The following is a 23,500-nucleotide window of genomic DNA, read 5'->3' on the forward strand; positions in this document are numbered from 1 at the left end:
GGCAGGGTGCCCGTACGGGGTTGCCCTTGCAGGGTGCGGATGCGGGGCCCTGCGGCCCCGGCCCGCCTTCGGTCTGCGGACCGTCCCCGCTTCTCGCGCAGTTCCCCGCGCCCCTCAACCCTCGTTCACCTGCGGACCGTGGACGGCTGGTCGCGCAGTTCCCCGCGCCCCTTGGCGGCATCGTGCTGGCCCGCATGGGCAACCTCAGCCCGTCATGGGGGTCGCCCCTGGCCCTTAAGGCCTCGGGGGAGTTTGAGGACGAGCGCCGTTCAGGCGCGCACGGGGGTCTGGGGGCGGAGCCCCCAGACAGCGAGGGGCCAGGGTTACTGGAGGATCTTCCAGCGCTGCTGGTCGTCCGGGAGCGCCCCGCAGGGCCGCACCTCGGCCACCTGAAGGTTCTTCCGGTCGTTGGGCGTCAGATCGGACAGGCACCAGTTGTCGTCCCGGCTCACCAGCCGCACAAACCCGTCCGCCCCGTTGATCGGCTGGATCGACCACTTCTGGTTGGCGGTCATGGACCCGTTGGACAGGCTGGCCTCGCCACCCGACGCCCCCCACATCTGGATCTGGTTCCCCTCCCGGGTGTTGTCCGCGACAGCCCACGGCTCGGACGACGACGTGAAGGCGAACTCGTTGTTCGGCAGGGGCCGTACGTGCCAGAACTGGTCCCAGGGCGGCGAGTTGAAGCTCGTCGGCGCCGTGTAGACGTACCGGCCCTCCGCCTTCTGGTCGGTCGCCGTGACGAGGAGGTACCCGAGCCCGGACTGGATCCGCACCAGCTTGTTCGGGTCGTACTTGGGCTGCTTGGGAGCAGGGTTCCCACCGCCGCCCCCGCTGCCGCCGCCACCGGGGTCCTTCGGCTTCGGCTGGCCGCCGGGGTCGGGCGCGGGCGGCGCGGGCTGGGAGGGGGGCGGGGGCTGCTTCGAGGGCGGGGGCGGGGCCGACGGCAGCGGGGTGTTGGAGCCCTGCGGGAGCGGCTCCTCCTTGGCCGGTGCCTTCTCGGAGGCCTGGCTCTTGACGCCCATGTCGTGCTGGAACCAGACGACGGCGAACGCGACGATCGCCGCCACCAGGACCGAGCCGACCGCGAGGACCCAGCGCGGGAACACGGACGGCTGCACATAGGTGCCGCGCAGCTCCTGCGGCGCGGGCTCGCCGGACCTCAACACCGAGATGGTGAAGGGGTGTTGGCGGATGCCGCCGACCCAGCTCACATTGACCGCGGTGAGCTGCACCTCGGCGAAACCGGCCCGGCCCGGGTCGACCTGGACCGCGGTGGGGTTGGCCTCGACGGTGACGGCGTCCCCGTTGTCGCGGGTGGAGAAGGAGGCGGTGAGCGGCTGGTTGCCCAGGTTGTCGACGGCCACCCGGCCGCGCGCGCGACGGCGTCCCTTGACGGTGCGCGGGACCAGCTCGGCGCGGAACTCGGCGAACGGGCTGATGGTGAGCCGGCCCTCGACGACATCGGCCTCGCCGGGATGTTCGCGGGGCTCGACGCGGATGCCGAAGGGGGTCGGGCCCGCCAGTGCGTCCGGGGTGCGCGGCGGTGCGAAGGTGACCTCGGCGGTCCCCTCCGCCCCGGGGTAGAGCCGCAGGACGGTCGGCTCCACGCTCGCCCACCCGGCGGCGTCCCCGACCGGTGAGAGCCGGTACTCCTCGACGGTGTCCCCCGTATTGCGCACGCGCAGCCGTACGGCGGTGCTCTCACCGGGGGCCACGGTGGTGGCGGGGGGCTCCAGGGCTGTCCACATACTCACCCCCCGAGTTAATTGCGGTGGCTGGTGAAGTACAGGGACACGAGGGGCAGTTCCGGGGGCAGGACCCGCTGCCCTAGCGGCCATAGCCGCTAGTCAGGCGGCCCGGGCCGGGCCGCCGTCAACGGTGGACCCGGGCGGTTGCGGGGGAACAACCGCCCGGGAGTCTGGGATGCGAGCAGCCTTTCAGCCCTCGATCAGCAGCGCCTAACGCGCGCTAACGCCCGCGCTAACGGCCCGGCTTGCCGGGCCCGTTCACCGAGCCGCCGACCAGTTTCCCGATCGTGGCCCCGTCGGCCACGCCGGTCTTCGGGAGGCCGACCTGGCCCTGGTACTGGGCGATCTTGTCCTTGAGCGAGCTGTCCGACACCATCGGTTGGCTGCTCTTCTGACCGCTCTTGAAGTAGGCGATCCCGGTCTGGGCGAAGCCGCGATCGCGGTTCAGGTCGTCGTTGGAGATGGCGGCCTGGGACGCCCACCAGAACGCCGCGTTCAACTGCGTCACCTGGTAGTTCTTCGCCCCGCTCTTCACGTCGTCCGGCCGGATGCCCTGCGCCCACAGCGAGGTGAGGGTGGCCCGGCCCAGGGTGCCGTAGGGGTCCGTCCTGGTCAGCTCCCGGCTGCTGTTCCTGTCCCGCATGACGTGCTCCTGGTAGCAGCGCAGCGAGGTGTCGGTGAGCTGGTCGATGACGCCCGCGGTCCAGCCCGGCTTCAGCTGGCAGGGGTTGCTGTTGCCGAGGGTGGCCAGGCGGTACTGCGCGAACTCGACGATGTCGTCCGGCTTGTAGCCCATCTGCCAGGGCGGGCCCGACTTGGCGTTCGCCTTCGGCGGGGGCGGCGCGTGGGGCGGCGGCGGCACGACGGGCGGGCCGCCGTCGGGCGCCGCGTTGTCGCCGCCTCCACCACCGCCACCGCCCGCACCGCCGCCGGAGCCGCCGGGCGGGTTCTGCGCGGGCGGCGCCGCGGGCGGGGCGGACGAGGGGGCCGGGGGCAGCGGGGACTCGGCGCCCTGCGGCACCGGCTGGGCGCTCGGCCCGGCCTGGAGTTCACCGCTCGCGGTGGTCACCTTGGGCTGGAAGCCCAGCCACAGCACCGCGAACGCGACGGCCGCCGTGACCAGCGCGCTGCCCGTGACCAGCAGCCAGCGCGGCAGCACGGGGCGCTGGTCGAAGGTGCCGCCGAGGTCGAGACCGGTGTCGTCGCCGGAGCGGCGCACCACCACGGTCAGGCGGTGGTGTTCGGCCGTACCGGTCCAGCGGACCCGCTGCGGCCGGACGTTGAGCTTCGCGAACGCGGCGCGCCCGGGCGCCACCTGGACCGAGTTCGGCGCCATGTCGTAGGTGAGCCGGTTGCCCTCGTCGCGCAGGGTCAGCGACGCCGTGAGCGGGGTGTTGCCGAGGTTGTCGACGGCCACCGAGGCCCGGGCCCGGAACCGGCCCACCAGGCTCGGCGGCAGCAGTTCGGCGCGCACCTCGCTGAAGGGCGCGACCGTGACCTGCCCTTCGAGCACGTCCCGCAGGTCGGGGTGCTCGCGGGGCTCCACGCGGATGCCGTACGGGGCCGGGCCCGCCAGCGCGTCGGGGGTGCGCGGCGGCGCGAAGGAGATCTCCGCGGTGCCCTCGCTGCCCGGGTAGAGGCGCAGGGTGTCGGGTTCCACCCGGGCCCAGCCCGCGGGAGCGCCGACGATCGACAGCCGGAACTCCTCGACCGTGTCCCCGGTATTGCGCACCCGCAGCCGTGCGGTGGCACGCCCACCGGGATCAACGGCGACGGCGGCCGGGTCCAGAGACGTCCACATGGTCATGACCGAAGGCTAGGGGGCGCGCCGGGCCGCCCCCTGCCCGAAAGGCTCTGTCAGAGGGCAGCACCGGCTGCACTCGTGGCCCCGGCGACCGAGCTGCCCGGCGGGCCGGTCGACTGTCTGGGCACCGTGGCCGCGGGGCCCAGCGGCGAGGTCAGTTCGTCGGCCTCCGCCGCGCCCCGCGTGCTGAGCAGCCGGTGAGCGGTGCGCAGCGAGGCCAGCGCGGACAGCGCCGGTGTCTCGCCGAGCACCAGCAGGGCCCGGCCCCGGGCGGCGAGCGCGAGGCCCCGGCAGAACGGGTCCCCGAGGTCGCCCTCGATGGACAGCGCCTGCGTCGCACAGGCCGCCGCCTCGCCGGGCCGCTCCCTGGCCAGCGCGCAGTGCGCGAGGCGGGCCCAGGCCAGCGCCTCCCAGCGCAGGTCGCCGACCCACTGGTGGTGCTGGCGCGACTCCCGCAGGTGGGCGGCGGCCCGCACCGGACGACCGCCCGCGAGCAGGGCGCAGCCGATCTGGTACAGCACGTGTCCGAGCGTACCCCGGTCGCCCAACTCCCTTGCCGCTCGAATCACTTCATCGGCCGCCGCCTCCGCGCTCTCCTTGTGGCCGAGCAGCATCCGGGCGCGTACGACATGGGCCAGGACCCGTACCGCCTCGCCCCGGCTGCCCAGCTCCACGAACCGGGCGTAGGCCTGCTCGAACAGGGGCAGCGCCTCGGCGGTGCGGCCCATCGCGCCCAGGATCATGCCGAGTTCGTGCGCCGCCTCCGACTCGGTCAGCGGATCGCCGGCCAGGGCGGCGAACCGGAGCGCCTGGCGCAGGGTGCGTTCGGCGCGCCGGTAAGTGTCCGCGTGCTGCTGCGGCGCGGCGGCGATCAGGCGCAGCGCCCGGCCGACCGAGCGGGAGGCGCCGGCGCAGTGGGCGGCCGACAGGGCGAGCCGGGCCGGGCCGTGGAGCTCGCGGCGCCGGGCGGTGCCGAGGACGAGGTGCGCCCACCCGGTGAGCAGGTCGACGGCGGGCCGCAGCGCCTCGTCGCCCAGGTCCTCCCAGGGTCCCTTGCCGAGTGCCTGCTCGACGGTGGCGCGAATGAGCCGGTGCGACTCCTGGAGCCAGGCCCGCGCGGCCTCGGCGCCGGCCGGCCGGTAGCCGGGCGCCTGCGGCGCGTACAGCAGATCGGGTACGCCGCTGAGCGGGCGCAACAGGCCGATGGTGGTGCGGACGGTGGCCAGCACGTGGTCGAGGAGCCTGCGCTGGGCGGCGGGCCGCTCGGCCGCGTCCGGCGAGTCGTCGAGGACCCGCCGGGCGAAGATCCGTACGAGGTCGTGGAAGCCGTAGCGGCCCACGCCGCGGGCCTCCAGGAGACCGGCGTCGACGAGCGCCTCCAGGGCCTCCTCGGCCGCGTACTCCTCGACGTCGAGCAGGGCGGCCGCGGTGGCGCGGTCGAAGACCGGCACGGCGGCGGCGGAGGCCAGGCGGAAGGCGCGGGCGGCGTGCGGGTCCAGCCCCTCGTAGCTGAGCCGGAAGGCGGCGTCGACGCCGAGCCCGTCGGCCTCCAGCTCGTCCAGGCGGTGCCGTTCGTCGCGCAGCCGGGCCGTCAGGTCGGCCAGCGCCCAGTCCGGGCGGGCGGTCAGGCGGGCCGCCGCGATGCGCACCGCGAGCGGCAACCGGCCGCAGGCGGAGACCAGTTGACGGGCGGCCTCCGGCTCGGCTCCCACCCGCTCCTCGCCCACGATGGCTTCGAGCATGGCCAGTGCGTCCTGCTCGGTCATCGCCTCCACGTCCAGGAGCCGGGCCCCGGGCAGTCCGGCGATCCGGGTGCGGCTGGTGACGAGGACCGCGCTGCCGGGGGTGCCGGGGAGGAGGGGGCGCAGCTGCGCGGTGTCGTGCGCGTTGTCGAGCAGGACCAGTACGCGCCGGCCCGCGAGCAGCGAGCGGTACAGCGCGGCCCGCTGGCCCGCGTCGTCCGGTACGGCGCCCTCGGCCACGCCGAGGGAGCGGAGCAGCTGGGTCAGGACGTCCGCGCTGTCGGCGGGGTCGGGGTCGCCGCCGCGGAGGTCCGCGTACAGCTGTCCGTCGGGGAAGGCCCGGCGCACCGCGTGGCCCGCGCGGACGGCCAGGGCGCTCTTGCCCGCGCCGCCCAGGCCGGTGAGTACGGCGAGCGCCGGGGTGCGGGTGTCCTGGGCGTCCTGGAGGACGGCGCGCAGATCCTTGAGCAGGCCCTCCCGGCCCGTGAAGTCCCGTACGGGCGGCGGAAGTTGCGCGGGGCGATGTGGTGTGCGCGGTTCCGGGGCGGGAGCCTGGGTCCGCTCTGCGGGGGCGGGCGCGGACATGGAGGTTCCGGCGGGCGGGGTTCGCCGCGCCCGCCCTTCGCCGGGGCCGCGGCTTCGCCCGGCCGGGGCGGGCCCCGGCCGCTCCGCGGACCGGCCGTCCGCGACGGGGGCGGGACGGGGGGCCGCCACCGTGCGGGCCGGTGCGTTCGCGGGCGCGGCCCTGGCGGTGTGCGGGTCCTCGGCGGGGCGGCTCAGCAGGCGGGTGTGCAGGGCGGTCAGTTCGGGGCCCGGGGGGACGCCCAGTTCGGCGTCCAGGGTGCGGCGCGTGGCCTCGTACACCGCGAACGCGTCCGCCTGGCGGCCCGCCCGGTGCAGGGCCAGCATCAGGAGGGCCTGGGTGCGCTCGCGCAGGGGGTGTTCGGCGGCGAAGGAGCGCAGCGAGGCGATCGTCGCCGCGTGGCGGTCCAGGGCGAGGGCGCCGTGGAAGTGGTCCTCGCGGGCGGAGAGCCACAGTTCGGTGAGCCGGTCGCGCTGGCGCTCCGCGTGCGGTCCCGGCAGGCCCGCGAGCGGGCTGCCGCCCCACAGGGCGAGCGCGCCGGTCAGCTCGCGGTGGGCGCCGGCGGTGTCCCCGACGCCGCGCAGCCGGGCGGCCTCGGCGAGCCGGGTCTCGAACAGCGTGGTGTCGAGCGCCGTGGAGGGCACCCGCAGCGCGTAGCCGTCGTCGGCCGACACCAGGAGCCGGGCCGGGGTGCGCGCGGGGCGGCCCGGTTCGAGCAGGGTGCGCAGCCGCGACACATAGGTGCGCAGCGTGCCCACGCCGCGCGGGGGCAGCCGCTCCCCCCAGATCGCGTCGAGGAGTTCGGGCATCGAGACCGGACGGCCCACGCGCAGCAGCAGCACCGCGAGCAGGGCGCGCTGCTGGGGCGGGCCGAGGCGCAGGGGGCGGCCGTCGAGCTCTCCTTCGACGGGCCCGAGCATCCGGAACCGCAGTCCGTCGGTTGTGCCGCCCTCGCCCGTTGGGCCGGATTCCGTCACGCGCCGCCGCCTCTTCCTCTCACTCGACCGGCCGGTTCGTCCCCCGACGCTTGCCCTTTCGGCCCTCCGGATCTTGTTCGTCCGGTCCACCGAAACGCTACGCCAGGAGCTCCCATGGGCCCGCATCACCGCATGTATCGCACAAGGAGTTGGCTTGAACTGTCCCCTGTATCCCGTGGGTAACCGGTCGAAAGGGCACCCTCCCTGCCCCCAAGACGGTCCGGGCGCCTCCTGCGTTCCGTAGCGCAGGCCCCAAGAATCGCGAGGCGACGACCGAGGGGAGTGGACCAGCGTGCGGGTCCAGCAGGAACAGCAGACCGAGCGGCGTCCGGGCGCCACGGCGGCCCGCCCCGGGAGGTCCGGCTCCCGGCTCGCCGAGCTCCAGCACACCGCCGGCAACGCCGCGGTCGCGCGGCTGCTGACGCCTTCCGCCTCCCGCACCGATCGGGCCGTGTCCGTCCAGCGGATCACCACCCACCCCGGCGGCACCTACGACGCGGAGCCCCAACCCGGCGAACGGGGGCCGCACTTCGTGGCACAGGGCCCCGAGCCGCGGGTCGCCCTGGGCGGCGGCGGCGAACCGCGCGACATCCGGGAGCGGCTGCGGTACGAACTCGCCGAGGTCGGCCCCGCCAACGCCCCGCTGCGCGTGGCCGACGACGGGACGCTCGCCGTGCACGGGGTGGACGAGCCCAAGGAGTTCTACGCGGTGCAGGCCGTCGTCGACACCGCCAACACGGCGCTGCGCGCGGCCAACAGCACCGTCGAGCTGGTCACCGGCGGCCGCAGCATCGGCGTCGGCGGCCTGCGGCTGCTGCGGGTCCAGCCCAGCGTCGTACGGGACACGACACCGACCAGCCAACTGGGCCCCTTCGTCTCGCTGTTGCGCTCGACCTGCATCTCGGTGGCGTGCAGCCTGATCGGCTCCGAGCACGCCAAGCGCGCGCAGGCGGTGCTCGGCGGCGGGGACGGCGGCTTCCTGCTCACCCCGAACTCCGACAGCGACGCCCGCGCCAACCGCCTGGCGGACGCGGTCGCCCAGGACACCACGTCCTCACTCGGCCTCGACGGCGCGGTCACCGCCGCCAACGGCGGGCAGGCCCTGGGAGACGACCTCGGCCGCCGCTACGGCGAGGCCACCCGCGACGGCGGCCGGGACGCCACCGAGCAGCGCCTCGGCATCAACAAGTACGCCTCCCCCGCCCCGGGCGAGGGCTTCGCGATCTTCAGCATGCTGGCGAAGGACGGCCTCGACCACTCGGTGGCGCCCGCCGTGGAGCGCGGCGAGAACGTCTGGGGCTACCACTTCGCGGCGGTCGTCGCCCGCTCCCTGGACGGCAGCTGCCAGGTGACGCTGGAGAACTACGCCCGCAACGAGTTCGACGCGAAGGCCCGCTCCGAGCTGTACGAGGTGCTGTACCAGCGGGCCAAGAGCGGCGGCGGGTGGTTCAGCCAGCTCAAGCCGCTCCTGGAGAGCGACGACCAGCAGGCCTTCAAGAAGAAGTTCGACGAGGTGCTCGCCGCCCTGGTCACCGACCCCGAGGTCAAGAGGAAGCGGGGCATGCCCCGGCTCCAGTTGCAGCAGGACTTCGAGGACCACACCTGCCGCTCCTGGTTCTTCCGCGTCTACGGCGGCGGCCCCGGCGAGAGCTTCCACGAACAGCAGGCCGCCTCGGGCTACTTCAACAATCCGATGACGCTGCGGGTGGCCCGCCCGCCGTCGTCGCCCGACACGGCCGGCCAGTAGGGGAGTTCCGGCCGCTCCCCGGCCGCCGGTGGCGCACCCCCGCCCCGAGTCGCGGGCCGCGCCCCCTGTTCAGGCCGGGCATCGGGGGGGCACGCTGCTGGATGTACGGACAGCTACTGCACGATCACGGACCGGGGCGGCGTGGACGGGGAGCCGGCATACGTGCCTAGGGGGTGCGCGCCATGGGTGACAGCAGTGCGGAACAGCAGGCGGCCGAGGACAGGAGGCGGCGGGAGGAGTTGTTGGAGAAGGTCCGTGAGGCGAACCGGCTGAGCACCGGCCGACCCTGCTCGCCGGCGGGCCCCCTCACCCTCGCCGAGGACGAGGACGAGGCCTGACCCGTTCCCTTCCGGACGTCCCGGCACGGGCCCAGAACCGCCCGGTCACGGCACCCGCCGTACCCGATCCGGCCGGACGAACCCGCGCCGATGACCGGAAGGGCACCTTGTGCTGCCCTCGCCCACGCACCTTCTCCCCTCCCCGCGCGCGCCGGGCCGCGCGAGGCTGGAGGGGTAATTGGCCGGTAGCAGCGTTTCGGGGGGCGGGACAGCCGCATGCAGCTCGGATTCGGAGCGAGCCGTCCACCCCGCGCTCAGCTAGGCCCCACGGTCGTCGGGCGCTAGCCCACACCTCCGTACACCCAGCAACAAGGAGCAGCTTCCCGTGCCCAACTACCTGTCCCCCGGCGTCTACGTCGAGGAAGTCGCCAGCGGATCCCGGCCCATCGAAGGGGTCGGCACCTCGGTGGCCGCCTTCGTCGGGCTCGCACCCGTGGGGCCGCTCAACGAGCCGACGCTGGTGACCAACTGGTCGCAGTACGTCGCCGAGTTCGGCGAGTTCACGGACGGGTACTACCTGGCGCACTCCGTCTACGGCTTCTTCAACAACGGTGGTACGGCCGCCTACGTCGTGCGCGTCGGCGGTTCCGACGGCGGCGCCGGCCAGGCCGCCCCGCAGGCCGCGGCCACCGCCGCGCCGCAGGCGATCACCGCCGGCGAGGCCGTGGCGCTCGGCACCTTCAAGGTGTCCGCGATCGCCTCCGGCTCCGCCAACGGCGGCGCGCTCACCGTCGAGGTGCAGGACGCCGAGGGCGAGTCCAACGGCGACCGCTTCAAGCTGGTCGTCAAGGACGGCGAGACCGTCGTCGAGAACTTCGACGTCAGCGCGAAGAAGTCGGCCCGCAACTTCGTCGTCACGCAGGTCAAGCAGCGCTCCAAGACGATCACCGTCGAGGAGGCCGTGGCCGGTGGCCAGCTGGCCAAGCCGGACGCGCAGTCGGTCACCCTGGCCCCGCCGACCGCCGCCCCCGCGCCCGCCCCCACGGGCACCGCGGTCGCCCGCATCGAGTCCGGCCAGTTCATCGGCGACTCCGCCGACCGCACCGGCTTCGGCGGCCTGGAGGCCCTCGACGAGATCAACATGGTCGCGGTGCCGGACCTGATGGCCGCCTACCAGCAGGGCCTGATCGACCTGGAGCAGGTCAAGGCCGTCCAGCTGGGCCTGGTCGCGCACTGCGAGCTGATGGGCGACCGCATGGCCGTCCTCGACCCGCCGCCCGGCCTCAACGCCCGCGACATCCGCAAGTGGCGCATGGAGGTGGCCGGTTACGACTCCCGCTACGCCGCCCTGTACTACCCCTGGATCAAGGTCTTCGACCCGTCCAGCGGCCAGACCCAGATCGTCCCGCCGTCCGGCCACATGTCCGGCATCTGGGCCCGCAACGACGCCGAGCGCGGTGTGCACAAGGCCCCGGCCAACGAGATCGTGCGCGGCGCCGTCGACCTGGAGCTCCAGATCACCCGCGGCGAGCAGGACCTCCTGAACCCGGTGGGCGTCAACTGCATCCGCGCCTTCCCGGGCCGCGGCATCCGCGTCTGGGGCGCCCGCACGCTGGCCTCCGACCCGGCCTGGCGCTACCTGAACGTGCGCCGGTACTTCAACTACCTGGAAGAGTCGATCCTGATCGGCACCCAGTGGGTCGTGTTCGAGCCGAACGACCACGCCCTGTGGGCCCGCATCCGCCGCAACATCTCCGCTTTCCTGGTCAACGAGTGGCGCAGCGGCGCCCTGTTCGGCCAGCGCCCCGAGGACGCCTTCTACGTGAAGTGCGACGAGGAGACCAACCCGCCGGAGTCGGTCGACCTCGGCCGCGTGGTCTGCGAGATCGGCATCGCGCCCGTCAAGCCCGCCGAGTTCGTCGTGTTCCGGCTCGCCCAGTTCTCGGGCGGCGGCGGCGAGCTGGAGGAGTAGGCAGCACCCTCCAACCCGCTTGTCCCCCAGCCGTTTTCGCACGAACAGGAGTAACCCAGCATGTCGCTTCAGCCCGGTGACGCTCTCACCACACACAACTTCGGCCTGCAGATCGACGGTGTCATGGTCGAGTACCTGCAGGAGGTCAGCAGCCTCTCGATGGAGCAGGACGTCATCGAGTACCAGCAGGTCTCGGCCGACGGCAAGCCGATCATCAAGAAGCTGCCCGGCGTCAAGAAGGCCGGTGAGTGCACGGTGACCCGCGGCGCCACGCAGTCCTCGACGTTCTCCGAGTGGATCAAGCAGTCCATCGACGGGAACATGGGCTCGGCCCGCAAGAACGCCTCGATCATCATGATGGACTACATGGACAGCCCGGTGAAGCGCTACCACCTGCGCAACGCCTGGTGCACCAAGGTCGAGGTCAGCGCGGTCAAGGCCGGCGACGCCTCCGCCATGACCGAGCAGGTCACCATCACCTTCGAAGAGCTGGTCATCGAGTAATGCGCCGCGAAGGTCCTGGAGTTCCGGGGGGAGCGGTCCCCGGTTTCGACGCTCCGTCCGCCTCGGGCGCCCGGGAGACCCTGCGCACCGAGTTCGAGTTCGAGCTGCCGCGCGGGTACGTCGACGAGGCGGGCACCGTGCACCGGCGCGGCGCGATGCGGCTCGCGACGGCCCGCGACGAGCTGGTGCCGCTGCGGGACGTCCGGGTCCGCGAGAACCCGGCGTACCTGTCGGTGGTGCTGCTCGGGCGGGTCATCACCCGCCTCGGCACGCTCGGTGACGTCCACGACGGCACGGTGGAGAACATGTTCGCCTCCGACCTCGCCTTCCTCCAGGACTTCTACCGGCAGATCAACGCCGAGGGCCACACCCGGGCGGCCGTGGCCTGCCCGCACTGCGAGCAGGCCTTCGAGGTCGAACTGGCCGGGAGCCGCCTGGGGGAATCGTGACGTACGCGGCCGACCGGATCGAGGAGGAGACCGCGTACCTCGCCTACCACTTCCACTGGGACATGGACTCCATCCTCGACCTGGAGCATGCGGACCGGCGGGCGTACGTACGGCGGGTGGCGGCACTGGTGGAACAAGGCGAAGGGGAGCGGTGACGGGGGATGGGCCTGTTCAAGCGCCGGCGTAGCCGGTCGACGGAGTCCGTCGCGAACGCCGCGAACGCGGCGGCCGCCACGGTCGCGGCGGCCTCCGAGGGCGCGTCCCCGGCCCCGTCGTCGTACCCCGCCCAGGGGGACGGCGGCTGGGCCGCCGCGCCCCCGATGCAGCGTGCCCTGGCCGCGCCCCGCCTCACCGCGGAGCCCGGCTTCGGCGCGACCCTGGCCGCCCACCAGGACCTCTCGGTCGTACGCCCGCTCACCCACGCCGTCTCCCCGACGGCTCCGCACGGCGTCCTCCACAACGCCCTCACCCCGGTCGCGGGCGCCCCGTCCGCCCTGCCCCTCCCGCAGCTGCGCCTCCCGGTGGCGGGAAGGCCGCCGGAGCCCCCGGCGGAGACCCCCTCCGCCCCGACGGCTCCGTTGCAGCGAGCGGCCACCCCGCCCGCGCCGGGCTCCACCCCGGGGACGACGAACCCCGGACCCGCCGTCCAGCGAGCGGTGACACCCCCGACGGGCTCCACGACGCCTCCCGCGAGCTCGGGTCCCCCTGTCCAGCGTGCGGTGACGCCGGGCACAGGTTCGGCCGCGCCCGCCAACCCGGCGCGTGCGGAGGGTGGTTCGGCACCCTCGGGACCCGCTGTCCAGCGTGCGGCCACGCCTGCGAAGGCCCCCACCCCGAGCACCGGCCCGGCTCCGGCTCCGGCTCCGGCTCCGGCTCCGGGGAACGCTGGGCCTACCGTCCAGCGAGCGGTGACGCCCACGACGAACACGGGTCCCGCCGTCCAGCGGGCAGCTACACCTGCGACCGGCTCCGCCCCGGCTGCGGCAACCCCGGGGACGGGGAACACGGGCCCCGCTGTCCAGCGCACGGCCCAGACCGTCACCGGCCCCACGCCGAGCACCAACTCGCCCTCGGCGAACGCCGGTCCGGCGAGTGCGGCTCCGGCGAGCGCCGGGCCCGCCGTCCAGCGCGCGGTCAAGCCCACGAACGCCCCCACTCCGAACTCCGGCTCCACCCCGCCTCCGGCGACCCCGGGACCGACGAACACCGGTCCCGCTGTCCAGCGCGCGGCGAAGCCCGCGACCGGCCCCACCCCGAGCACCAACTCGACCCCGGCACGTACGAGCCCGACCAACGCGGCTCCGCCCAACGCGGCTCCGCCCAACGCGGCTCCGGCCAACGCAGGTCCCGCCGTACAGCGAGCGTCCACGCCCGCGACCGGCTCGACCCCCGCCCCGGCAACCCCGAGGACGATCACTCCCGGCCCCGCACAGCGCGCGGCGAACCCCGCGCCCAGCTCCACCCCGGGACCGACGAACCCCGGCCCCGCCGTGCAGCGGACGGCGAAGCCCGCCTCCGGTGCCACCCCGTCCCCGGCCACCCCGGGAGCGTCGAGCACCGACCCCGCCCCGCGAAAGACGGCGGCGAAGTCCGCGCCCAGCTCCACCCCGTCACCGGCAACCCCGGGAACGACGAACACCGGGCCCGCTGTACAGCGCGCCGCCAAGCCCGCCACCGGCTCCGCCCCGGCCCCGGCTCCTGCGAGCGCGGCTCCGAACAGCGCGGTCCAGCGTGCGGCCACGTCGGGACCCGGTGCGGGACCGACCGCCCCCGCCGTCACCCCGCAGCCCTCCCCCCGGACCGACGCGCCGCAGGCCGACCGCCCCCTGTCCAGCGAGGCCGAGCCTCTGGGGCAGCACAGCACCGCTCGCTCGGCGGAGCCCGCGCCCTCGGCCTCAACCGGGCCTGTTCAGCGAGCAGTTGAGCCTGTCGTGGGTACCCGGAACGCCACCGGCACGCCCCCATCGCCCGCACCCTCCGCCGCGCCCTCCGTTCAGCGGAGGACCGGCACCGACACCTCCCGTACGGCCGCCGCCCCGGCGGGCCCGCAGCCCGTTGCCCCCGCGCGTGACGCGGCCTCGACCGGCCCGACGCCCAGCCCGGTCCAGCGGAGTGCCCGGCCCGGCGCGACCCCCGCCGTGCAGCGTGCGGCCGAGCCCGCCAAGGGTTCGGCTCCGGCAGGCCCGGCTTCGCCTGCCGCCGTTCGTCCCGGCGCGAGCCGCTCGCCGGAAGCGTCCGGTCCCGGCTCAACCGGGCCTGTGCAGCGCGCGGTCGCACCCTCCGCGTCCGGAACCACGAGCCCCCGCCCCACCTCGGCAAGCCCCGCGTCCGGGCCCGCCCAGGGCACCCCGAGCAGCCCCGGCACGGCCGTCCCGCCCGTACGCCCCCGGTCGGCCACCCCGATCGGACCGCCGATCCAGCGCGCCGCCGCCGTTCCCCCGCGCGCGGGGACCAACCCCTCCCGCGCGGCTTCCAGTGCCGACCCGACTCCCGCTGTACAGAGGGCCGTTGAGGCTCCATGCAGCCTTCCGGCCAACCCCGTCCAGCCCCCGCCGGGCAACCCCGGTGTCGGCGGGCCCGGGGGCGGGCCTCGTGGTGGCCTGCCTTCGTCCGGCCCGGCGGGTCCCCGCTCGGCGCAGGCGCCGCTCGCCGCGGACCGGGCGACTCCCGCGGTGCGGCGGGTCGTCACGGCCACGCCGAGCCGCTCCGGTCCCGGGGCCGCGCCGGACGCACCCGCCCTGCCCGTGCAGCGGGCCGCCGCCGCGGCCGGCCGGCGGTCGCTCACGGCCGCGCCCCGTGCCGTGCGGCCCTCCCACCACCTCGACCCCGTCGGCGTGGTGCGGCCCCCCGCGCAGGCGCCCGCCCCCGCGGCCGCCCCCTCCGCCGTCGCCCACGACGGCCCCTCCGACGTCCCCGCATCGGTTTCCCCCGCCGATGCGGGGACCCCCGCGCCCCCCGTGCAGCGCAAGCCCCTCGTGCGGCGGGTCAGCCGCGTGCAGAGCGCGGCTCCGGACGCGGCCAAGCGGCGGCCGCTCATCGGCGCGCCCCTCGCCCCGGGCACCGTGCCGCCCCCGGCGCCGGTCCAGGCGCCCACCCCGGCAGCCGCGCCGGACCCGGCGCCGCCCGTCGTCCAGCGTGCCGCCGCCCCGGCCCCGGCGGAGCCGCCCACCCCGCTCCGCAAGGTCCGCCTGCCCGGACCAACGCCCTTGCAGCGCGCGGCGGTCGACGGTCCTCCGCTCGCCTCCGCCCGGCCCCTGACCACCCGGCACCGGGGCGCCGACACCCCGGGCCGCCCAGCGAGCGTGCCCGCCGCCGCGCCCGTCCCGCTCACGCAGGTGCTTTCCGGCGACGACAGCCGACCGGTCGTGCCGCTGCGCCGGCCCGCCGACCGGCCCGGCACCACGCGGCCGTCCGTGCAACGGGCCGCCGAGCAGGGCCCGGCACCCGTCGTCCCCGTACGCCGGAGCAGCCCGCCGCCCGCGCCTCCCACACCCGCACCCGCGCCCGCCCCGCAGTACTCCGCCCCCGTACAGCGCCAGGCCGTGCAGCGGCAGGCCGATCCGCCCGCCGCCCAGCGCTCCACGACGCCACCGGCGCCCGCGGCCGCCTCCGCCCAGCCCGCCGCCGCCGAGGCCGAGCAGGGGCCCGACATCGACGCGTTGGCCCGGCGGCTCGTCGCGCCGCTGTCCCGGCTGCTCCGGGCCGAGCTGCGCGGTGACCGCGAACGGATCGGGCGCCTGCGCGACCGCTGACCCCCACGACCAGCCCGTAACCACTCCCACCGACGGAAGACCACCCCATGCCCTCCACCCTTGACCCCGGATCCACCGTCTTCTTCAAGCTGACCATCGACGGCCAGAACCTCGGCCTGTTCAACGGCTGCGACGGTCTCGCGTCCGAGGTCGAGGTGGAGCAGCGCCAGGAGGGCGGCAACAACGGATTCGTGTGGCAACTGCCCACGCGGGTCACGTTCTCCACGATCCGGCTGACCCGTCCGCTGACCGCGGACACCTCCAAAGTCGCGTCCTGGATCTCCTCGCTCGCCTCCGGCATCACCCGGCCCACCGCGCAGATCGCGGCGCTGCGCGCCGACGGCTCGATCGTCGCGCAGTGGGGCCTCATCGAGGTGCTGCCGGTGCGCTGGACGGGGCCGAGCCTCGACCCGGCGAGCCCGAGCGTGGCCACCGAGACCCTGGAGATCGCCCACCACGGCTTCACCGACGCGGGAGGTGCCTGAGCATGGCCGCTCCGACCGGAGGCAAGGCGGCGGGTCTGTCCCGCGCCACCCTCGCCATCCACCAGCCGCCCACCGACCTCGGCGGCGCGGTGGGCGGGCTCATGGGCGAGGTCAAGTTCCAGTTCAACCCGTCACAGGTGCAGCTCGGCCGCTCGTCCAGCTGGGTCGTCATGCCGGCCATCGCCTACACCCGCGGCGCGCCCGCCAAGTTCACCGGCGCGCAGCCCGCGGCCCTCCAGCTGGAGGTGTTCCTCGACGCGTCGGGCACGCCCAGCTCCAACACCGTGCAGAAGCAGGTCGACCTGCTTCTGTCGTGCTGCGAGGTCACCCCGCAGAGCGTGGCCTCCAAGGCGCCCTCGCCGCCGTTCGTGAAGTTCAGCTGGGGCTCGTTCTCGACCGTCGAGTTCACGGCGTACGTCACGAACGTGAACGCGAACTACACCCTGTTCAGCCCCAACGGCACGCCCCTGCGCGCCACGTGCAACCTCTCCCTGACCGAGGTCGCGACCAACACCAAGGGCCAGAACCCGACTTCGGGCGCGCTCTCCGCGCGCCGGGTGCACCGCACGGTCGCCGGGGACACGCTGGCCTCGCTCGCCTGGCGCGAGTACGGCGACGCCACCCGCTGGCGGGTGATCGCCGAGGCCAACGAGATCGACGACCCGATGCGGCTGCGCCCCGGCACCGAGCTGCTCCTGCCCGCTTCCTCGGAGGGTGCCGCGTGAGCGAGAAGACCTTCACCACCGTCCTGCACGTCCAGATCAACGGGGCGGTGCTGCCCGACCCGCTGGCCGTGCGCCTGATCGAGGGCTGGGTGGACGCCTCCGTCAACGTCCCCTCCGCCTTCCAGCTCACCTTCAGCGACAAGGACGGCGTCGTCACCACCAAGTACCCGATGCTGAAGATCGGGGCGAAGGTGGTCCTCAGCCCGTTCACCGACGGCCGCCGCGGCGACCCGATGCTGACCGGCGAGATCACCGCGCTCGAAGTGGACGCCGAGCCCGGCACCGGCCGCCAGCTCGTCGTGCGCGGCTACGACCCCGGCCACCGGCTGCTGCGCAACCGCCGCGTCGAGGGCTACCCGAGCATGACCGCCTCCGACATCGTGCGCCGCATCGCCGGGCTCAACGGCCTCACGCTCGGCAAGATCGACTCGACGTCGACGGTGTACGACCTGGCGACCCAGCCCAACATCACCGACTGGGACTTCCTGTCGCGCCTGGCCGCCGAGAACGACGTCCGGCTGTCCTTCGACACCCTGGGCAAGCTCAACTTCGCCGAGCTGAAGCCCGCTTCCGGCGCCCCCTCCGACACGACCCCGGCCGCCCAGAGCCCGTACGTCCTCGACTTCGGGACGAACACCCTGCACAGCCGGATCGCGATGACCTCGGCCGGACAGGTCAAGAAGGTCAGCGTGCGCGGCTGGGACATGCGCACCAAGCGCCAGCTCGCCGCCCCCGCCCCGGCCGTCACCAGCAAGGACATCGTCGCCGACATCACCCCGGCCACGGTGACCGCGCCCTTCGGCGCGGCCGAGCTCACCGCGACGCAGATCCCGTACACCACCCTGTCCGAGGTCACCCACGCCGCGCAGGCCCTCGCCGACGACGTCACCGGCGCGTTCGCCGAGCTGGAGGTCGCCGTCACCGGCAACCCCGACCTCAAGCCCGGCACCCCCATCGCCGTGAAGGGCGCGGGCTTCCCCTTCGAGGGCAAGTACACGGCCACCGGCGTGCGCCACGTCTTCGCCTCCGGCGAGCAGTACACGACCTGGCTGACCGTCTCGGGCCGCCAGTTCCGCTCGCTGTACGGGCTCGCCGCGGGCGGCACCGAGCAGGCGCCCCCGATGCCGGGCGTGGCCGTCGCCCTGGTCACCAACACCAAGGACCCGCTGCGCCTCGGCCGGGTCCGGCTGCGCTTCCCGTGGCTGTCCGAGACGTACGAGAGCGACTGGTGCCGGGTGGCCCAGTTCGGCGGCAAGGGCGGCGGCGGGCTGCTGCTCCCCGACGTCAACGACGAGGTGCTGTGCGCCTTCGACCGGGGCTCCCTGGAGCACCCGTACGTCATCGCCGGGCTCTACAACGGCGTCGACAAGCACACCCGCGAACCCGACAACATCCCGGCCGTCGACCCGACCAGCGGGCAGATCAACTGGCGCTCGGTGACGGCCCGCAGCGGGCACACCGTCGAGCTGCTCGAAGAGGGCGGCGCGGCCCGCCTGTCCAGCGGCATCCGGCTGCGCACCGGCAAGGGCAGGCTGCACATCCAGCTGAACGAGGCCCGCACCTCCCTCACCATCAACAGCGACGGCAGCGTCGACATCAAGGGCACCCGCAGCGTCGACATCGAGGCGGGCGGCAACCTGTCCCTGAAGGCCGGCGGCATGCTGAGCCTGAAGGCGGGCGCCGGCATCGAGATGGACGCGGGCATGGCCATCAACGTCAAGGCGGGCCTCGCCTTCGACGTGAAGGCCGGCGGCGAGGCGTCCATCGCCGCGGGCGGCGCGGTGTCGGTGAACGCGGCGGGCGAAGCGGCCATCACGGCGATCGCCAACGCCAGCATCACCGCGGCGACCGTCGCCCTCAGCGGAGCGGCCGCCATCGAGCTGACGTCCGCGGCCCCGCTGGTCAACGGCGCCCCCATCATCTAGGAGAGTTGAGATGAGCGAACACTTCGTCGGGGCCGGCTGGGCGTTCCCGATGCGCACCGACCCGGGCGGCGGCATCGCGCTGGCCCGGCGCGACCGCGAGATCGAGGAGTCCATGCGGCTGGTGCTGGCCACGGCGCCGGGCGAACGTCCCATGCGACCCGAGTTCGGCTGCGCGGTGCACGACCTGGTGTTCGCGCCCGTGAACGACGCCACCGCCGGGCGCATCCGCTACGAGGTGCGCACCTCGCTCGACCGCTGGGAGCCCAGGATCGAGGTCGAGGAGGTCACGGTGACCCCGGCGCCCGACGAGCCGACCGTGCTGCACATCGACGTGCGCTACTCGGTGCGCGGCACCAACAACCCGCGCAGCCTCGTCTTCCCCTTTTATGTGATTCCCTCCGAGGGCGGCGACCAGCCAGGCCCGACGGCCGGCGAAAGCGAACGACACTGATGGCCCTGCCCGCACCCCATCTCGACGACCGCCGCTTCCAGCAGTTCGTCGACGACGCCAAGCGCTACATCCAGCAGCGCTGCCCCGAGTGGAGCGACCACAACGTCTCCGACCCGGGTGTCACCCTCATCGAAGCCGTCGCGCATATGGCCGACCAGCTCGTGTACCGGCTCAACCGGGTCCCGGAGAAGAACCAGCTGGCCTTCCTCGACCTGCTCGGCGTGACGCTGTTCCCGCCGTCGGCGGCCAAGGCGTCGGTGACGTTCTGGCTGTCGGCGCCGCAGACCGAGCCGGTGCTGCTGCCGCGCGGCACCGAGGTCGCCACCGGCCGCACCGAGACCGAGGAGGCGGTGGTCTTCGCGTCCGACGACGATCTGACGATCGTGCCCTGCCAGCTCGACCAGGTGTTGCGCCAGCCCGCCGGCTCCGCCCCCGAGAACTGCTCGCAGGACGTGCTCGGCGGCAACGACGTCTCCGTGTTCAGCTCCGGCCCGCTCCCCGGCGACGTGCTCCTGTTCGGCCTGTCGGCGGCCCTGCCGCACTGCACGGCCGCGCTGCGCCTGGACAGCCGTGTCGACGGCGTCGGCGTCGACCCGCGCCAGCCCCCGCTGGTGTGGGAGGCGTGGACGGCCGACGGCTGGGCCGAGTGCGAGGTCGCCGAGGACACCACCGGCGGCCTCAACCGCCCCGGCGAGGTCGTCCTGCACATGCCGGCCGCGCACACCGTGTCCCGCATGGGCGGCCTGGACGCGGGCTGGGTGCGCTGCCGGGTCGTGGAGGCCGCGCCCGGCCAGCCGTTCTACAGCGTCTCGCCGACCGTGCGCGGCGCCTCCGCGTTCACCATCGGCGGCACCACCCGGGTCTCGCACGCCGAGACGGTGCGCGACGAGTCCCTCGGCGACTCCGAGGGCGTCCCCGGCCAGCGCCTGATGCTGGCGCACGCGCCGGTCGTCGGCGGCGTACGCCTGGAGATCTCGGCGGGCGAGGGCTGGGAGGAGTGGGAGGCGGTCGACGACTTCGCCTCCTCGGGGCCCTTCGACCGCCACTTCACCCTGGACGCGGCGACCGGCGAGCTCGCCTTCGGCCCGTCGGTGCGCCAACCGGACGGCACGGTACGGCAGTTCGGGGCCGTCCCCCTCAAGGGCGCCGCCATCCGGGCCTCCCGTTACGGCACCGGCGGCGGCCGCTCCGGCAACGTGGCCCGGGGTTCCATCCAGGTCCTGCGCAGCTCGATCCCGTACATCGCCCGGGTGGAGAACCGGGAGGCGGCGCGCGGCGGCGTCGACGGCGAGACCGTCGAGGAGGCCAAGACCCGCGCCCCCATCGCGCTGCGCGCCCAGGAGCGCGCCGTGACCGCCCGCGACTACGAGGAGCTGGCCCGCCGGGCCGCGCCCGAGACCGCGCGCATCGCGTGCCTGGCGGCGGACGCGGCCGAGTCCGGCGACAACGCGGTCCGCGTCCTGGTCGTCCCGCAGGCCGTCCCCGACCGGGGCGGGCGGCTCCGCTTCGAGCAACTGGTGCCCGGCGATGAGCTGTTGGGCCGCGTCACGACGTTCCTCGACGACCGCCGCCCGCTGGGCACCCGCCTGGCCGTGGGCCCGCCGTTCTACCAGGGCGTCACGGTGGTGGCGACCCTCCACGCGTTCCGCGCGGCGAAGGCGGACCACGTACGCGACGAGGCGCTCAACGCGCTGTACTCCTACCTGGACCCGCTGACCGGTGGCGCCCACGGCACCGGCTGGCCCTTCGGGCGTCCGCTGCGGGCGGGCGAGATCTTCGCGGCCCTGCAGCGCGTGCCGGGTGTGGAGCTGGTGGACGAGGTCCTGCTCCACCCGGCGGACCCGCTGACCGGCCGCCGGGGCGACGCGACGGACCGCATCGAGCTCTCCCCGTCCGCGCTCCTGTTCCCCTTCGACCACCGCGTCCGCGTCATCGAGGCCCGATGAGCGCGCGCGGAACGGTCGAAGGGCTCGGCTCGTCGCACCCGCTGGGCGGCCAGCTGCCCGCGGTGTACGCGGACGACGACTTCGCCCAGCGCTTCGTCGAGGGCCTGGACGTGATCCTGGCCCCGCTGTTCAACGTCCTGGACTGCCTGGAGGCGTACTTCGACCCGGCGCTCGCCCCCGAGGACTTCGTGGACTGGCTGACGGGCTGGGTCGGCACCGAGCTCGACGGCACCGAGCCGCTGGAGATCCGCCGCCACGCGGTGGCCACCGCGGTCTCCCTGCACCGGGTGCGCGGCACCGCGCAGGGTCTGGAACGGGCGGTCCAACTCGCCTTCGGGGTACGCCCCGAGATCACCGAGAGCGGCGGCGCGACCTGGTCGGCCCGCCCCCTCGGTCCCTTCCCGGGCGCCCCCAAGGCCTCCCTCCGGGTGACCCTGAGGGTCTCCGACCCGTCCGCCGTCGACCCCCACCGCCTCCAGGCGGTGGTGGCGGCGGCCCGCCCCGCCCACCTCCCTTTCACGGCCGAGGTATCCGCGAAAACCCTTACCCACGAAGGGAACTGACCTTTCATGTCCACCCCGGCCATGGTCCCCTGCCCCGACTGCGGCACCCCGGCGCGCGCCACGGGCCAGTCGTTCTGCGACTCCTGCGGGGCCTTCCTGCGCTGGACGGCCTCCACCACCCCGCCGGCGTCCGCGCCCTCGGGGGACGCGGCGCGCCCGGCGGCCCCGGCGGCTCCGTCGGCCTCCTCGGAGAAGGCGACGCCCGCCCCGGAACCGGCCCGGCCCGCCGCCGAGCCGGCCGAGGAGCCCGCCCGCGAGAGCGCCGCACGGAGCATCGCCCCGGACGCGCCCACGCCGCCCGCGGGCACCCCCGTCTTCGTGCCGGGCGCGTCCGGCTCCGCGGAACCGGCGGCCCCGGCCGCGCCGCCCGCCCGGCCGGAAGCGGTGACCGTGCCGACCCCCGCGGTGGCGGACGACGCCCGGGAGACCACCCCCCTGCCCGAGGCGCGCACCACCTCGGCCGCGGACGCGGCCCGCGCCCTGCTGGTGCCCGTGGCGGAGGCCTCGGCCGCCCCGGCCCCGGAGGCCCCCGGCACCGTCCTGCCCGGCCGTCCGGAGGCGGCCCGCCCCAAGGTCCGCGCGACGGCCGCGCCCGAGCCGGAGAGCGGCGCCCCCTGCCCCGCCTGCGGCACCGCCAACCACGGGCACCGCAACTTCTGCCGCAGCTGCGCCACCCCGCTGACCCCGCGCCGCGAGGACAACGCGACGGGCCCGTACGCGGGCCAGCGCCCCCCGCTGCACCGGGACAGGAAGCGCTGGATAGCGAGGGCGTTGGTGGCAGCGGCGGTCGTGGCCGTGGTCGTCGGCGGCATCATCGGCGGCCCCCCGGCGGCCAGGGCCGTACAGGACCACTTCGCCAAGCGGGTGGCGGTGCATCCGACGGCGTGGACGGCCTCCCACTGGGACCCGAAGCACGGCCCGGAACTGGCCGGCGACAGCTACTCCAACACCTGGTGGGGCACGGGCTACGCGGGCGACGCCCAGGGCACGTACCTGGAGGCGACGTTCGGCCAGCCCACCGACCTGCTGGCCCTGCTGATCACCCCGGGCACCTCCACGCGCCAGGGCCAGCAGTCGGAGCAGGCCCGCCCCCAGGAGTTCGACCTGGTGGTGACCGACTCCAGCGGCAAGCAGCACACCTCGCACCGCGCGATCAACGACGGCGGCGTCCAGCGCATCGACGTCCGCGTACGCAACGCGGTCTCGGTCCGCGTCATCCTGCGCTCTGCCTTCGGAGCGGCCAAGGACAAGCAGGTGGCCATAGCAGAGCTGGAATTCTTCGCCCGCTCAAAGAACTGATCCCGCAGGCATGCAGGGGGCGCAGCCCCCGCAGATCCCCTCCCACGGAACCCCGGCCCCACTCAACCCCCGCAGGGGTGCCGGGGGGGGCGCAGCCCCCGCTCGGGGGGAGCGGGGACGAGCCCCGGGAACTTTCGCCCGGCCCAACCCCCGCACGGACGCCGGGCCCGCAGCCACGAAACGCCGACCCACCCACCCACAGGCGACCGGGCCCCCGCCCAACCCCCCGCAGGGGTGCGGGGGCGCAGCCCCCGCTCGGGGGGCGGGGCGGAGCCCTGTGAACTTTCGCCCGGCCCGACCCCGCAGGGACGCCGGGCCCGCAGCCGCGGGACGCCGACCCACCCACCCGCAGGCGACCGAGGCCCCACCCACAACCCCCCGCAGGGGTGCCGGGGGGGCGCAGCCCCCGCTCGGGGAGAGCGGGCACGAGCCCCGGGAACTTTCGCCCGGCCCGACCCCGCAGGGACGCCGGGCCCGCAGCCGCGAGACGCCGACCCACCCACCCGCAGGCGACCGAGGCCCCACCCACAACCCCCCGCAGGGGTGC

Annotated in this window: 17 protein-coding genes; 14 read left to right on the forward strand and 3 right to left on the reverse strand. The window is 74.9% G+C overall.

Translation table 11 applies throughout. The features are described from left to right. Positions 1-323: 323 nt before the first annotated feature. From DT019_RS36470 to DT019_RS36480, 3 genes are all read right to left on the reverse strand, one after another. A complete protein-coding gene (locus tag DT019_RS36470; protein WP_147267397.1) occupies positions 324-1,757 on the reverse strand; it encodes a hydrogenase expression protein in 1,434 nt (477 codons plus the stop codon). Positions 1,758-1,983: 226 nt separating this feature from the next. Beyond that, complete coding sequence (locus DT019_RS36475; RefSeq protein WP_114041295.1) at positions 1,984-3,558, reverse strand: peptidoglycan-binding domain-containing protein; 1,575 nt, start codon at positions 3,556-3,558, stop codon at positions 1,984-1,986. A 50-nt stretch (positions 3,559-3,608) separates the two neighbouring features. After that, positions 3,609-6,857, reverse strand: a complete 3,249-nt coding sequence (locus DT019_RS36480; RefSeq protein ID WP_189390255.1) for an AfsR/SARP family transcriptional regulator — start codon at positions 6,855-6,857, stop codon at positions 3,609-3,611. A gap of 292 nt (positions 6,858-7,149) precedes the next feature. Between DT019_RS36480 and DT019_RS36485 the strand changes: the two genes are divergently transcribed. From DT019_RS36485 to DT019_RS36540, 14 genes are all read left to right on the forward strand, one after another. After that, positions 7,150-8,604: a hypothetical protein gene (locus tag DT019_RS36485; protein ID WP_114041297.1), complete on the forward strand. Its 1,455-nt coding sequence runs from the start codon at positions 7,150-7,152 to the stop codon at positions 8,602-8,604. 182 nt (positions 8,605-8,786) lie between these two features. Then, a complete protein-coding gene (locus tag DT019_RS39980) occupies positions 8,787-8,942 on the forward strand; it encodes a hypothetical protein (RefSeq protein ID WP_189390257.1) in 156 nt (51 codons plus the stop codon). A gap of 325 nt (positions 8,943-9,267) precedes the next feature. Further along, on the forward strand, positions 9,268-10,854 hold the full coding sequence (locus DT019_RS36490; RefSeq protein ID WP_114041298.1) for a phage tail sheath family protein: 1,587 nt from the start codon (positions 9,268-9,270) through the stop codon (positions 10,852-10,854). A 60-nt stretch (positions 10,855-10,914) separates the two neighbouring features. After that, positions 10,915-11,358, forward strand: coding sequence for a phage tail protein (locus tag DT019_RS36495; RefSeq protein ID WP_114041299.1), 444 nt, complete (start codon positions 10,915-10,917; stop codon positions 11,356-11,358). Next, on the forward strand, positions 11,358-11,807 hold the full coding sequence (locus DT019_RS36500; protein ID WP_114041300.1) for a hypothetical protein: 450 nt from the start codon (positions 11,358-11,360) through the stop codon (positions 11,805-11,807). The genes DT019_RS36495 and DT019_RS36500 overlap by 1 nt, the downstream gene beginning before the upstream one ends. Further along, positions 11,804-11,962, forward strand: a complete 159-nt coding sequence (locus DT019_RS39985; protein WP_162952566.1) for a DUF6760 family protein — start codon at positions 11,804-11,806, stop codon at positions 11,960-11,962. The genes DT019_RS36500 and DT019_RS39985 overlap by 4 nt, the downstream gene beginning before the upstream one ends. A 2,517-nt stretch (positions 11,963-14,479) precedes the next feature. Then, positions 14,480-15,559: a hypothetical protein gene (locus DT019_RS36505; protein ID WP_114041301.1), complete on the forward strand. Its 1,080-nt coding sequence runs from the start codon at positions 14,480-14,482 to the stop codon at positions 15,557-15,559. 47 nt (positions 15,560-15,606) lie between these two features. Next, entirely contained in the window at positions 15,607-16,044 is a 438-nt protein-coding gene (locus DT019_RS36510; RefSeq protein WP_053724988.1) for a phage tail protein, read from the forward strand. A 2-nt stretch (positions 16,045-16,046) separates the two neighbouring features. Further along, on the forward strand, positions 16,047-16,769 hold the full coding sequence (locus DT019_RS36515; protein WP_114041302.1) for a LysM peptidoglycan-binding domain-containing protein: 723 nt from the start codon (positions 16,047-16,049) through the stop codon (positions 16,767-16,769). Next, positions 16,766-18,694, forward strand: a complete 1,929-nt coding sequence (locus DT019_RS36520) for a VgrG-related protein (RefSeq protein ID WP_114041303.1) — start codon at positions 16,766-16,768, stop codon at positions 18,692-18,694. The genes DT019_RS36515 and DT019_RS36520 overlap by 4 nt, the downstream gene beginning before the upstream one ends. Positions 18,695-18,704: 10 nt before the next feature. Continuing rightward, positions 18,705-19,145 (forward strand): GPW/gp25 family protein, encoded by a 441-nt coding sequence (locus DT019_RS36525; RefSeq protein ID WP_053724991.1) that lies wholly within the window; start codon positions 18,705-18,707, stop codon positions 19,143-19,145. Further along, positions 19,145-21,091 carry a putative baseplate assembly protein gene (locus DT019_RS36530; protein ID WP_114041304.1) on the forward strand — a complete coding sequence of 649 codons (1,947 nt, stop codon included), beginning with the start codon at positions 19,145-19,147 and terminating at the stop codon, positions 21,089-21,091. Before DT019_RS36525 ends, DT019_RS36530 begins: the two co-directional genes overlap by 1 nt. Further along, positions 21,088-21,654 carry a phage tail protein gene (locus DT019_RS36535; RefSeq protein WP_114041305.1) on the forward strand — a complete coding sequence of 189 codons (567 nt, stop codon included), beginning with the start codon at positions 21,088-21,090 and terminating at the stop codon, positions 21,652-21,654. Before DT019_RS36530 ends, DT019_RS36535 begins: the two co-directional genes overlap by 4 nt. Before the next feature lie 6 nt (positions 21,655-21,660). Beyond that, positions 21,661-22,953, forward strand: a complete 1,293-nt coding sequence (locus DT019_RS36540; RefSeq protein ID WP_114041306.1) for a zinc ribbon domain-containing protein — start codon at positions 21,661-21,663, stop codon at positions 22,951-22,953. Positions 22,954-23,500 lie beyond the last annotated feature (547 nt).

It is taken from the genome of Streptomyces sp. SDr-06 (assembly GCF_003324565.1).
Classification (GTDB): Bacteria; Actinomycetota; Actinomycetes; order Streptomycetales; family Streptomycetaceae; genus Streptomyces.

Bases quoted from the DNA above. Each gene is read 5' to 3' on its own strand.
- DT019_RS36475 (WP_114041295.1), bottom strand. From the start codon at position 3,558: ATGACCATGTGGACGTCTCTGGACCCGGCCGCCGTCGCCGTTGATCCC.
- DT019_RS39980 (WP_189390257.1), top strand. From the start codon at position 8,787: ATGGGTGACAGCAGTGCGGAACAGCAGGCGGCCGAGGACAGGAGGCGG.
- DT019_RS36495 (WP_114041299.1), top strand. From the start codon at position 10,915: ATGTCGCTTCAGCCCGGTGACGCTCTCACCACACACAACTTCGGCCTG.
- DT019_RS36500 (WP_114041300.1), top strand. From the start codon at position 11,358: ATGCGCCGCGAAGGTCCTGGAGTTCCGGGGGGAGCGGTCCCCGGTTTC.
- DT019_RS36510 (WP_053724988.1), top strand. From the start codon at position 15,607: ATGCCCTCCACCCTTGACCCCGGATCCACCGTCTTCTTCAAGCTGACC.
- DT019_RS36515 (WP_114041302.1), top strand. From the start codon at position 16,047: ATGGCCGCTCCGACCGGAGGCAAGGCGGCGGGTCTGTCCCGCGCCACC.
- DT019_RS36525 (WP_053724991.1), top strand. From the start codon at position 18,705: ATGAGCGAACACTTCGTCGGGGCCGGCTGGGCGTTCCCGATGCGCACC.
- DT019_RS36530 (WP_114041304.1), top strand. From the start codon at position 19,145: ATGGCCCTGCCCGCACCCCATCTCGACGACCGCCGCTTCCAGCAGTTC.
- DT019_RS36535 (WP_114041305.1), top strand. From the start codon at position 21,088: ATGAGCGCGCGCGGAACGGTCGAAGGGCTCGGCTCGTCGCACCCGCTG.
- DT019_RS36540 (WP_114041306.1), top strand. From the start codon at position 21,661: ATGTCCACCCCGGCCATGGTCCCCTGCCCCGACTGCGGCACCCCGGCG.